An 11,652-nucleotide genomic window follows, 5' to 3' on the forward strand; every position below is an offset into this window, starting at 1 on the left:
CGCCAGTGCAGCCGCCGGTGCGAACGCCGATGCCGTCCCGGCCGCGGTCCACGGTGCTGCGCAGGCGGCGCACAGCGGCTGAGCTCCCGCGGCCGCACCGGTCACGCGCTCTGCGGTGGACCATCGCAAGAAGGCCGAGGCCGCCTGCGGATCCAGACCCCCCCCCCGCTCCGCCCTCACCTTGCCATCCGCTGAGCCCAGGACAATCGTGGATGGTGCCTGCTTCTGCGGCAGGAGGGCCAGGAACACACCATGTACGAACGGCGTCAGCACGAAGGCCGACTCACACCCCCGCTGCCCCATGCGCCCTTCGACACGGCCGCCGTCGCCGTGACGGACCGGGACGGCCGCGTCACGTACTGGAGCGGCGCCGCGCAGGCTCTGCTCGGGTACGCCCCCGGCGAGGTCCTCGGCAGGCCGGTGGCGGATCTGGTCGCGGCCGACGGGACGCTGCGGCACCGGGACGGTCGTCCCGTGGACGCGCAGCTGCGCCTGTGTCCCCTCCTTGACGCCGAGCAGGAGGCCGGCTTCCTGCTGACGATCGTCGCCGGTACGGGCACGGGACCGTCCGAGGACGGCTCACTCACCCGCTGGATCTTCGAACAGCAGCCTCTTGCCCTCGCGATCGCCGACCGCAGCGGACGATGGCTGCGCGAGAACGAATCGATGCACCAGGTGACCGGAAAGTCGGAGGCCGAGGTCCGCGGCCTGCTCCAGGCCGAGTTCCTCCACGGCCACCCCGTGTTCGGGGAGATGGACCGGCGTACCGTCCGGGTGGCCGAGAGCGGGCAGGCGGAATTCACGGAGCCGTTCGTCAAGCTCCCGGGTGAGGCCAAGGCGCACGCCTGGGCGGTCGACATCTTTCCGCTCAAGGACGCGGCCGGGCACGTACATGCCGTGGCCTTCGCGGCGTCCGACACCTCCCAGCAGTACAGCTCGCGGGAGCGACTGGCTCTCGTGAGCGAGGCCAGGACCAGAATCGGCGGCAGCCTCGACATCGTGGGAACCGCCCAGGAACTCACCGAGGTCGCGGTACCCCGCTTCGCGGACCTCGTCAATGTCGATCTCCTCGATCCCGTGTTCCAGGGCGAGTTGCCCTCGGCGGTGCTGCCGGGGCCCGTCACACTGCGGCGGGCCGCGCAACGGTCGGGGTTCCCGCTGCCCGAGAATCTGCCGCGGCCCGGAGAGACGCATCGACACCCCGCGTCGTCGCCGGTGGCGCGGTGCCTGGCCGACGGCCGAGCCGTGGTGTACGACGTCAACGCCCCCGAGGTCGCCCGCTGGTTCGCCGATGAGCCCGCCCACGCAGCACTCGCCGAGGCCATCGGCGTGCACTCACTGATCGCCGTACCGATCCGGGCCAGGGGCACGACCCTCGGCACGGTCCTGTTCATCAGGTGCGACGCGTCCCGCGACCCCTTCGGTCCCGACGATCTGGCCGTCACCGAGGACCTGATCGCACGGGCCGCGATCTGCCTGGACAACGCCCGCAGGTTCACCCGCGAGCGCGGCATCTCGCTGGCACTGCAGCACAGCCTGCTACCGCGGGGGCCGACCCTGCATCCGGCCGTGGAGACCGCCGTCCGCTACCTGCCGGCGGGCGCCGGCACGGAGGCGGGCGGGGACTGGTTCGACGTGATCCCGCTCCCCGGAGCGCGGGTCGGCCTCGTCGTCGGTGACGTCGTCGGCCACGGCATCACCGCCTCGGCGACCATGGGCCGGCTCCGTACGGCGGTGCGCACACTCGCCGACATCGACCTGCCTCCCGACGAACTCCTCACCCACCTCGACGACATGCTCTCCCACGCCGACGACACGGTCTCCGAGAGCGAGCAGCGCGCACCCACCACGGCCGGGATCCCGGGCGAGATCGGCGCGACGTGCCTGTACGCCGTCTACGACCCGGTGTCCGGCACCTGCTCGATGGCTCGGGCCGGCCACCCGGCCCCGGTCCTCGTGCACCCGGACGGCACCGGCAGCGTCGTCGACCTGCCCGCAGGACCACCGCTCGGCCTGGGCAGCCTGCCCTTCGAGACCGCCGAACTCACCGTGCCCGAGGGGAGCTTGCTCGCCCTCTTCACCGACGGCCTCCTCGACAGCCGCGCCGACGACATCGACGAAGCGCTCTCCGACCTGCGCCGCGCGCTCACCCAGCCGGTGGCCTCGCTCGAAGCGCTGGCCGACGCGGTCCTCGCCCTGTGCCCCGAACCGCGCGCCGACGACGTCGCCCTGCTCATCGCCCGCACCCGGATCCTCGACCGGGACCACGTCGTCTCCTGGGAGCTGCCCAACGACACCGCCGTCGTCGCCGAAGCGCGCAAGCGGGCGTGCGACAGCCTCGCCGCCTGGGGCCTGGAGGAGGAAGCCTTCGTCACGGAACTCGTGGTGAGCGAACTGGTCACCAACGCCATCCGGTACGGGGGTTCCCCGATCCGGCTACGGCTGATCCACGATCGCTGCCTCATCTGCGAGGTCTCCGACGGCAGCAGCACCAGCCCCCGTCTGCGCCGCGCCCGCGTCTTCGACGAAGGCGGCCGGGGCCTGCTCCTCGTGGCTCAACTCACCCAGCGATGGGGCACGCGCTACACCCGTACCGGCAAGACGATCTGGGCCGAGCAGTCCCTGTCGACGGGGTGAGCGGCTCGCAGTCCCGTCCGGGTATCGCGGTCGTATCGGAAACCGCATACGCCCCGGCAACAGCCCTTCGTCTTCAGTGAATCTCTTGCGAGGAACCCCGGGTGTTTACGCCTGGGAGGAATCGCATCGTGTGGCGGCGACGCGGAGCGTCGCAGCATCCCGGGGTTCGGGGCGGAGCGCCGGTAGGGCTGTCCGGCGGAGCCAGGGGGGAGTGCTCTCGCGTGCAGGGTGGAGACGACGCTGCGTTCCCCGTCCATATCTGGGTTTCCTTCCCCTTTCCACGACATGGGCTGATACGGGGCGTTAGCCTAGCCCGGTGAAATTGGTGGTGCAGGTCAAGCTTCTGCCAACGCCCTTACAGGCGGCGGTACTTGAGGCGACGCTGCATGCCTGCAACGAGGCCGCCACCTGGGCATCCGAGATTGCGTTCACCAAGGACGTGAAGCGCAACTTCGCGCTGCGTGAGCACACCTACGCGGAGATCAAGCAGCGGTGGGGGCTGGGCGCGCAGGCCGCCCAGCACGTCATAAAGAAGACCTGCGACGCCTACACCACGCTGAAGGCGAATCTGAAGGCCGGGAACCTGGGCAAGCCGTGGTCCAAGCGCTACCGGCGGGCCACCGGGAAACCGATCGCGTTCCGCCCGCAGGGCGCGCAGCCTTACGACGACCGGATGCTGCCCTGGCAGATCCCGCAGCGGACCGTCTCCATCTGGACCCTTCACGGGCGAGTGAAGAGCGTGGCGTTCACCGCCGCACCCGAACACCTGGCCCGTCTCGCCCTGTACCGCAAGGGCGAGTCCGACCTGCTGTACCGGGACGGCATGTGGTTCCTGAACGCCACCTGCGAGATCCCCGAAGCCGAGCAGAACACCACCCCGAACGGCTTCCTCGGGATCGATCTGGGGATCGTGAACATCGCCACCACCAGCGATGGCGAGATCATGACCGGGCGCGCACTCAACCGAGGCCGGCTGCGAGAACGCGCCCTGCGCACCAACCTCCCCACCGGCGGCACCGTGACGGTCCACACCGAAACAGTGCACGGCACGAGCGTGCTGCGCGTCGAGAACACCGGCATTCCGCTCCCACCGCACCTGGTGCCGACCCTCACGGAACCCTTCCAGCGCGGAACAGCACGCGTACGCACCGACGACCATGCAGGCGTCGGGCTCGGGCTGGCCATCGTGCACAGCATCGTCCGAGCACACGACGGGACTCTCGACGTCACCGCCCGCCCCACTGGCGGCCTCGTCGTCACGGTGCGCCTCCCCGGCCCGCCGTAGTTTCCCGAGCCACCTGGCGCCCGCGCGCAGAGCTTGTGGCGCGCATCACATTCGACCCATGTCACGTCCGTGCCGCCTGCTCCCATCTGGTGGGCGTCAGCAAGCGAGCCGAGGAGGACGGGACGATGAGCGCACGACAGGAGACCGGTACGGCGACCGCGCATCGCGTGGTGATCCTGGGTGCGGGATACGCGGGCATGGCCACGGCCATCCAGCTCGCGGCCCGGGTGAAGGAGCGCAAAGACATGCAGGTGACCTTGGTGAACGCGCAGGAGCGGTTCACCGAGCGGATGCGGCTGCACATGACGGCGACCGGGCAGCGGCTCGCCGAGCTGAGCGTCCCGGAACTCCTGGAGGGCACGGGCACGCAGTTCGTACGCGGCTGGGTGACGGCCGTGGACGCCGACGCGAAGGCCGTCCGGATCGACGACGACCGGGTGCTGCCCTACGACACGCTGGTGTACGGGCTGGGCAGTGTGGCCGACACGTCGGCGGTGCCGGGGGTCGAGGACTGCGCGTACACCCTCAACAGCGCCCAGGACGCCGAGTGTCTGGCCGGCCGGCTCGCGCGGCTCGGCAGCGGCACCGTGGTGGTCGCGGGCAGCGGGCTGACCGGGATCGAGTCGGCCGCTGAGATCGCCGAGCGGCGCCCGCGGCTGAACGTCGTGCTCCTCGGCAGGCAAGAGCCCGGTGCGGCCATGAACCCCAAGGCCAAGGCGTATCTGCGCGCCGCGCTGCACCGGTTGGGCGTGCGGGTGCGTGCCGGAGTCGAGGTGGTGAAGGTGCTGCCCGACGCGGTCGAGCTGGAGGGCGGGGAGAGCATCGCCGCCGACGCGGTCCTGTGGACGAGCGGCACGCGGACCTCGCCGCTGGCAGCCGCCGCCGGGCTGGCGGTCGACGAGCGCGGCCGCATCGTCACCGACGCCGCGCTGCGGTCGGTGTCCCACCCCGAGGTGTACGCGGTCGGCGACGCGGCCGCGATCCGCCAGAGCTACGGCGTCCTGCACGGCACCTGCCAGAGCGGCATGCCGACCGGGGTGCACGCGGCGCTGTCGATCGACCGGATGCTCAGGGGCAAGCCGCCCAAGCCGTTCCGGTTCGGCTACTACCACACGCCGGTGAGCCTGGGACGCGGTGATGCCGTGGTGCAGTTCACCCGGCCCGACGACAGTCCGCGTCGCTTCTGCCTGACGGGCCGTACGGCCGTCCGGTACAAGGAGACGGTGACCGCCTCTCCCTGGCCGACGTACGGCCGTATGAAGAAGATGCCCGCATCGGGCGCGTTCTGGCCGCGTGGGGGCCGCTCCACCCGGGCCGGGGGTGCCAAGTGACCGGCGGGGAAGCGCAGTTCGGGCAGGAGGTGTTCGTCGAGCACCGCAGGTTGCTGTTCTCCGTGGCCTACCGGCTGCTCGGCAGCGCGGCCGACGCGGAGGACGCCGTCCAGGACGCCTGGCTCAAGTGGTCCGCCGCGGACCGCTCACAGGTGGCCGACCCCAAGGCGTATCTGACGCGCATCGTCTCGAACCTGGCCCTTGAACGGCTGCGCTCCGCCCGGCACAAGCGGGAGACCTACGCAGGGCCGTGGCTGCCCGAACCCGTCCTCACCGGAGGGGACGCCTCCGAACTCGTCTCGGACGCCGAGTCGGTGTCGATGGCGATGCTGGTGGTCCTTGAGACGCTCAGCCCGCTGGAGCGTGCGGTGTTCGTGCTGAAGGAGGTCTTCGGCTTCAGCCATGCCGAGATCGCCGAGGCGGTGGAGCGTTCCGAGGCCGCAGTGCGGCAGGCCGCGCACCGGGCCCGCGAGCACGTACGGGCCCGGCGGCCGCGCTTCGCCGCCGACCGGTCGCAGCAGCGCGAGGCCACCGAGCGGTTCTTCGCCGCCTCCACCGGCGGGGACGTCAACGCCCTGATGGAACTGCTCTCCCCGGACGTCACCCTGTGGACCGACGGCGGCGGCAAAGTCCGCCAGGCCCTGCGCCCGGTCGTGGGCGCGGCCACGGTGGCCGGCTGGTTCGCGGCCATCGGCACCGTCACCTACCAGGGCGTCGAGCCCTCCGACATGGACGCCGAACTCGTCGAGATCAACGGTGAGTCGGGCATCCTGTTCAGCGGTCCGGAGCGCGTGATCGCCACCGTCACCTTCGACTTCGACGCCGACGGCCGTATCACCGCCATCCACAACGTGGCCAACCCCGACAAACTCCAGGCCGTCGCCGACGGCACCGCTCACGACCTCGGAACGCGGTGAGCGCCGTCGCCGCATGGTGCGGCCGGGCGGGCGAGCCCTCGCGGCCGGGTGCAGTTCCGGTGCGGCGTCCTCGACGCTTCGGGCCCCTCGGTCAGAGGCGGCGGAGCCAGGTGGCTATGCCGTGCCCGAGGGCCAGGTAAATCAGCGCCGGCAGGCCGAAGTTGAGGAGAATACGCAGCCCCTCGACCTCCATGGTGAAGATGTCCTCCGCCCACCAGCCGAAGAACTCCGCCGCGCCCTGCACGAATCCGACGAACGGGTTCGCGCGGTTGGCGTCGAGCAGGTACAGCACGATCCACAGACCCAGGAAGCCGGCCGCGACATCGCCGATCGCCTGGATCACGAGGGCGGTCCGGCGCTGCCCCGAACCGTCACCGGGACCGCGGCGTGCGGGGTACGGCTCGTGGCCCGGCGCGGGAGCTGGAGCGTGACCGTACGGGGCGGGGTCGTTGTACGGCTGTCGGGACATGGGGTCGGTGTGGCTCATGGGGGTTACCAATCCGGCGCAGGCACGCCTCGGATACAGATGCGGAGCGCGGACGGCGCCTCCTTAACGGGAGGTGCCGTCCGTGGCTCGATACGGGCGTCACCCCGCACTTCCTCTGCGCCGCGGCGCGGCTCGCGTGTTACACGCGCCGACGGCAGTCGCGGAGCTCGGACAAGAAGGGCGCGCGTGATGCGCCCTGTGTTTGCGAAAGGTGCACAACCGGGGCCACCACCCCCCACAGGAGAAGACCCCGGTTGTGCCACGCGCGGCCGCTTGAAGATCAAGCCGCATTTCTCTCAGCGACAATCCCCAGCAAAGCGTTACACCCGCGTGGCTGCCGGCAGGAACGGGCGCCCGCCTTGCCGGCAGAGCCGGGGCGAATGCACCCGCCCGGTGCCTTGGGCCTCCGGCACCACATCCTTTACGTGGAGCAATTGTCGAGGAAAGTGGCCAAGGGGCGGCACAGTCGTGAAACAAACGTGAAGCAGGTTTCGTCGACATGCTTGAGGCAAAGCGCCGCCCGTGAATTACTTCGATGACCGCCGGGCACAAAACGGCCCCAACTCCGCAGGCGGCTATACCCCTCATAGCGGCACTTCACCTATATCGGACGGTGGCGATACGGCACCTCTGTACATGGACGGACCGCACGCCCCGCACCCCAACACGGTGCCACCGCCGAGCAGTTCGCACCCTGGCGCTCCGTACCAGAGCCCACCGAATGGGCCGTACCCTCCCCAGAACCGCCCCGCACCAAGGCGGCAGGGATTCGGGGCGGATCGGGCAGCGTTGATCGTTCACAGCCTCGCGGACATCGCCGCGGCCTTTCTGGGGCTCTGGATCCTGCTGTACCTGCTCGACGCGAACCAGGCGAACGCCTTCGTCGACTTCGTGCGCGGCCTCGCCGACTGGCTCGCGGGCTGGTCGCAGGACATCTTCGTGATGGAGACGGAAGGGCTGCGTGTCTTCTTCAACTACGGCCTGCCCGCCCTGGTCTACCTCGCGGTGGGGCACGGCGCCGCGGCCTGGCTGCGCCGCCTCTGACGCGTCCGCCGTTGCACTCCGGGGCGACTCGACCGCCGGGCCGCCCCGGAGTGCGGCCACAGCCATTCACCGGATGGGCACATCGAGAACGTGAGGTTCACACAGAAACAGTTGTCCGGATTTTCAAGTCCGTTTGCGAGTGTTGGTTCGGTTGTGTCGTCAGGTGAATCACTGAACCTCAGGCCGGCCTCCCCGATTTGCATTCTGCGGCATCAGCGAATGCACACTACGCGGCATGTATCAGAGGCGCGACGACATGAACGTCGACTATCACCAGGACCCGTACGAGCGTGTAAATGCCGCACCCCGTCCGGGATCCACGCGAGTGCCGCCGCAGCGTCGGCAGGCACCGCCGCCCCAGTACCGCGACAGCGACCCGTACGACGACTATCCGTACGACGCCGAGCGTCGTCCGCGTCGGCGCGGCAGGATCAGACGGGTACTGGTGAGCCTCCTCGTGGTGCTGCTCCTCGTCGCCGGCGGGACGTACTTCTGGGCCGATTCCAAGCTCCGTAAGGAAGTTGACCTCGCCAAGGTCGTCGACCGCCCCGAAGCGGGCGAGGGCACCAACTACCTGATCGTCGGCTCCGACAGTCGCGAGGGGATGTCCGCGCAGCAGCGCGAGGACCTCCACACCGGTGGCAGCGAAGGATCCGGCAAGCGCACCGACTCGATGATGATCCTGCACGTCGGCTCCAACGGCCCGACGCTGATCTCCCTGCCGCGCGACTCGAACGTGACGATCCCGGAGTTCCGCGGTTCCGAGTCCGGCAAGATGCAGCCGGCCATGGGCCCGAACAAGCTCAACGCCGCCTACGCGTACGACGGCCCCCAACTCCTCGTCCGCACCGTCGAGTACAACACCGGCCTGCACATCGACCACTACGCCGAGATCGGCTTCACCGGCTTCGCGAACATCGTCGACGCCATGGGCGGCGTCGAGATGAACATCGACAAGGGCTTCACGGACAAGTGGTCCGGCGCCGATTTCCAGGCGGGCACGCAGACCCTCGACGGCGCCCAGGCGCTCGCCTACGTCCGCACCCGGCACGCCTTCACCGGCAGCGACCTGGACCGCACCAAGAACCAGCAGAAGTTCCTCGCGACGCTCGCGAACCAGGCGGCCTCCCCCGGCACGCTGCTCAACCCGCTCAAGCTGTACCCCGTGATGAGCGCGGGCCTGGACACGATGATCGTCGACAAGGACATGAACCCGTACGAGCTCGCCGTGATGTTCCTCGCCATGAAGGACGTCAACAGCGGCGAGGGCAAGTCGATGAACATGCCGATATCCGGCAGCGTCGGCGGCAACCTCGCCTGGGACAAGGCCAAGGTCGAGCAGCTCGTCGAGCAACTCAAGGCGGACCGGACGGTCACGGTCACCAGCGACAGCTGACCTGTCCGGCTACAGGCGATCCAGAAGCGGCCCGTGCGGGAACTCCCGTACGGGCCGCTCGTGTCGGGGGCGGCGTGGGCGGGACCACGGGTGCCCCCGATCGTGGGGGCGTCGTGCTTGTTGTTTCCAGTAAGCCTCTCCTTGAGCCGACGCAGTCAGGGCGACTGCGCCTGGACCGACGGGAGTTGGGGCTTGCGGCCCGCTCAGTCCATCGGTTCAAGGAGCGCGAGCCGTACTCGGAATGTGCAGCCCTCGCCCGGGGCGGTGTCGAGTTCGATGTCGCCGCCGTGGGCCGTGACGAGGGAGTGCACGATCGACAGGCCGAGGCCCGCACCGGCACCCGTGGCGCGGCTGCGGGACGCGTCGGCGCGGTAGAACCGCTCGAAGACCCGCTGCCGTTCCTCCGGCGAGAGGCCCGGCCCCCGGTCGGCCACCTCCAGTACCGCGAGCCTGTCCTTGACGCCCACGCCGATCCGGATCGGCGTACCGCCGGGTGAGTGGGCGACGGCGTTGCCGACCAAGTTGGTGACGACCTGCCGCAGACGTTCCTCGTCCGCCGGCGTCGGGGCTGTGGCGGGCCTGCCGCCGCCCGGACCGGTGAGCGTGACCGGGCGGGCGGGGTCCAGGGCCCGAACGTCGTGCAACGCGTCGGCGGCCAGCGTGCGCAGGTCCATCGGGGCGCGCTCAAGGCGGAAGGCGGGCGCCGGGCCGGTTCCCACGGCGGTGTCCTGTGCTGCTTCATCCAGGCGGGCCAGCAGGAGCATGTCCCCCACGAGGCGGGTGAGGCGCTCGGACTCCTCGGCGATCCGCGTCATGATGTGGTCCGTCTCTTCCCGGGTCTGTGAGGCCCCCATGCGGTACAGGTCGGTGTACCCCTTGATGCCGACGAGCGGCGTGCGCAGTTCGTGGCTCGCGTCCGCGAAGAAGCGCCGCATCCGCGACTCCGCCTCCGCTCGGGCGCGGAACGCGGTGTCGATCTGGTCGAGCATCCGGTTCAGGCAGGTGGTCAGCCGTCCCACCTCCGTCTGCGCACCGGCCGTCTCCGGGATGCGGTGCGAGAAGTCGCCCGAGGTGATGGCCTCCGCGGTCTCCTCGATACGGGTCAACGGCCGCAGCCCGGAACGTACGGCGAACCAGCCGACCAGGGCCAGTACGGCGAGCAGTGTCCCGCCGGCGGTCAGGGAGACGGTCCGGGTCTTGTGGACGGTGCGGTCCACCTCGTCAAGGGAGGTCGCGACGATGACGCTGCCGTTGCCGGCCGGTCGGTCCGCCGGTTCGAGCGATTGGTCGGGCCTGGTCAGTGCGACGACCCTCCAGCTGTGGTCGCCGTCGCGCGCCGGGACGGTGAAGGGCTGTCCCGCACGGTCGAGTACGGCGTTCCGGTCGAGTTCCGGCAGCCGTGGCCCGCCTCCGGGAGCGGCCGTGGTGGAGTCGAAGGTGTTGCGGGGAACGCCCGCGTCGTCCACGTACGACACCGTGGTGTCCTCGAAGGAGCTCAGGACGCGCACGTTCTGCGGGGACTCCATACCCGGCGGCGGTGTGACGCGGGCGGCGATCTGCGCAGTGGTCTGCAGGCGCGCGTCGACCCGGCTCTCCAGGTAGCCGTGGAGAGCGGTGTTGACGACGGCGCCCGCTGCGAGAAGGCCGGTGGCCACCAAGGCGATCGCCAAGCACAGCAAGCGGGTGCGAAGGGACATGCGCGTGAGGGCACGCCGAGCATGTCCCGCCGGGCGGCGCCGGTTCTGGAGCGGTTCCGGCGCCTTCATGCCCTGGGCCCGCGCAGGACGTATCCGATGCCGTGCACCGTGTGGAGGAGTTTGGGCCCCGCCCGGTCCACCTTGCGGCGCAGGTAGCTGATGTACGTGTCGACGATGCTCGGGTCGCCGTCGAAGTCGTAGCGCCAGACGTTCTCCAGGATCTGGGGCTTGGACATGGTCAGCCCGGCGTTGGCCATCAGGAAGTGGAGCAGGCGGAACTCGGTGGGAGACAGCCGCACCGGCTGCCCGGCCCGGGTCACCAGGTGTCCCTCGGGGTCCAGTTCGAGGTCGCCGACGGTCAGGGTGTCGGACGGCTCGCCCTTGGTGCGGCGCAGCACCGCGTGGATGCGGGCGATCAGCTCCTCGAGGTCGAAGGGCTTGGTGATGTAGTCGTCGCCGCCCAGGGTGAGGCCGGCGATCCGGTCCTGGCGGTCCTCCCGGGCGGTGACGAACAGGACGGGGACGCCACCGTCAAAGCCTTGGCCGGCCTTCCTGGGAAGGGCGCGCAGCCGTCGGATCACCTCGAACCCGTCGATGCCCGGGAGCATCACGTCGAGGAGCACCAGGTCCGGAGGGCGGCGGGCCGCCGCCTGCAGGGCTTCTTCCCCGTCGGCGGCGACGTCGACGTCGAACCCGGCGTAGCGCAGGGCGGCCGGGAGGAGTTCGCGCACGGTCGGCTCGTCGTCGACGACGAGCAGGTGGCCCTTGGCTGAAGTACCGCGGCGTGCTGCGCGGGCTGGTGTCATGGCTTGTTCGTTCCGATTCGCTGGATGTGGGTTCCGTGTCCGGGGGCCGGGC

General features: G+C 70.1%; 9 protein-coding genes. 6 read left to right on the forward strand and 3 right to left on the reverse strand.

What is annotated here, in order from left to right:
- Positions 1–252: 252 nt before the first annotated feature.
- The 4 genes from QIS96_RS09515 to QIS96_RS09530 all read left to right on the forward strand — a co-directional run bounded on the left by QIS96_RS09515 (position 253) and on the right by QIS96_RS09530 (position 6,170).
- On the forward strand, positions 253–2,637 hold the full coding sequence (locus QIS96_RS09515) for an ATP-binding SpoIIE family protein phosphatase (protein WP_282542014.1): 2,385 nt from the start codon (positions 253–255) through the stop codon (positions 2,635–2,637).
- Positions 2,638–2,953: 316 nt separating this feature from the next.
- Positions 2,954–3,922 carry an ATP-binding protein gene (locus QIS96_RS09520; RefSeq protein WP_282542015.1) on the forward strand — a complete coding sequence of 323 codons (969 nt, stop codon included), beginning with the start codon at positions 2,954–2,956 and terminating at the stop codon, positions 3,920–3,922.
- A gap of 125 nt (positions 3,923–4,047) precedes the next feature.
- Positions 4,048–5,253, forward strand: a complete 1,206-nt coding sequence (locus QIS96_RS09525; protein WP_282542016.1) for an NAD(P)/FAD-dependent oxidoreductase — start codon at positions 4,048–4,050, stop codon at positions 5,251–5,253.
- Positions 5,250–6,170, forward strand: coding sequence for an RNA polymerase sigma-70 factor (locus tag QIS96_RS09530; protein WP_282542017.1), 921 nt, complete (start codon positions 5,250–5,252; stop codon positions 6,168–6,170). Before QIS96_RS09525 ends, QIS96_RS09530 begins: the two co-directional genes overlap by 4 nt.
- Before the next feature lie 91 nt (positions 6,171–6,261).
- On the opposite strand, the gene QIS96_RS09535 is transcribed toward QIS96_RS09530, so the two are convergent.
- On the reverse strand, positions 6,262–6,657 hold the full coding sequence (locus QIS96_RS09535; protein WP_282542018.1) for a hypothetical protein: 396 nt from the start codon (positions 6,655–6,657) through the stop codon (positions 6,262–6,264).
- Positions 6,658–7,446: 789 nt separating this feature from the next.
- On the opposite strand from QIS96_RS09535, the gene QIS96_RS09540 reads away from it, so the two are divergent.
- On the forward strand, positions 7,447–7,701 hold the full coding sequence (locus QIS96_RS09540; protein ID WP_408907150.1) for a hypothetical protein: 255 nt from the start codon (positions 7,447–7,449) through the stop codon (positions 7,699–7,701).
- 235 nt (positions 7,702–7,936) lie between these two features.
- Positions 7,937–9,097 carry an LCP family protein gene (locus tag QIS96_RS09545; RefSeq protein ID WP_282542019.1) on the forward strand — a complete coding sequence of 387 codons (1,161 nt, stop codon included), beginning with the start codon at positions 7,937–7,939 and terminating at the stop codon, positions 9,095–9,097.
- Positions 9,098–9,300: 203 nt separating this feature from the next.
- On the opposite strand, the gene QIS96_RS09550 is transcribed toward QIS96_RS09545, so the two are convergent.
- Both QIS96_RS09550 and QIS96_RS09555 read right to left on the reverse strand, forming a co-directional pair.
- Entirely contained in the window at positions 9,301–10,794 is a 1,494-nt protein-coding gene (locus QIS96_RS09550) for a sensor histidine kinase (protein WP_282542020.1), read from the reverse strand.
- A gap of 65 nt (positions 10,795–10,859) precedes the next feature.
- A complete protein-coding gene (locus QIS96_RS09555) occupies positions 10,860–11,600 on the reverse strand; it encodes a response regulator transcription factor (protein WP_282542021.1) in 741 nt (246 codons plus the stop codon).
- Positions 11,601–11,652: the final 52 nt, after the last annotated feature.

The organism is Streptomyces cavernicola (genome assembly GCF_029968035.1).
In the GTDB taxonomy this organism is placed as follows: domain Bacteria; phylum Actinomycetota; class Actinomycetes; order Streptomycetales; family Streptomycetaceae; genus Streptomyces; species Streptomyces cavernicola.

Coding starts and splice junctions, on each gene's coding strand:
- QIS96_RS09515 (WP_282542014.1), top strand. CDS start 253: ATGTACGAACGGCGTCAGCACGAAGGCCGACTCACACCCCCGCTGCCC.
- QIS96_RS09525 (WP_282542016.1), top strand. CDS start 4,048: ATGAGCGCACGACAGGAGACCGGTACGGCGACCGCGCATCGCGTGGTG.
- QIS96_RS09535 (WP_282542018.1), bottom strand. CDS start 6,657: ATGAGCCACACCGACCCCATGTCCCGACAGCCGTACAACGACCCCGCC.
- QIS96_RS09545 (WP_282542019.1), top strand. CDS start 7,937: ATGTATCAGAGGCGCGACGACATGAACGTCGACTATCACCAGGACCCG.
- QIS96_RS09550 (WP_282542020.1), bottom strand. CDS start 10,794: ATGTCCCTTCGCACCCGCTTGCTGTGCTTGGCGATCGCCTTGGTGGCC.
- QIS96_RS09555 (WP_282542021.1), bottom strand. CDS start 11,600: ATGACACCAGCCCGCGCAGCACGCCGCGGTACTTCAGCCAAGGGCCAC.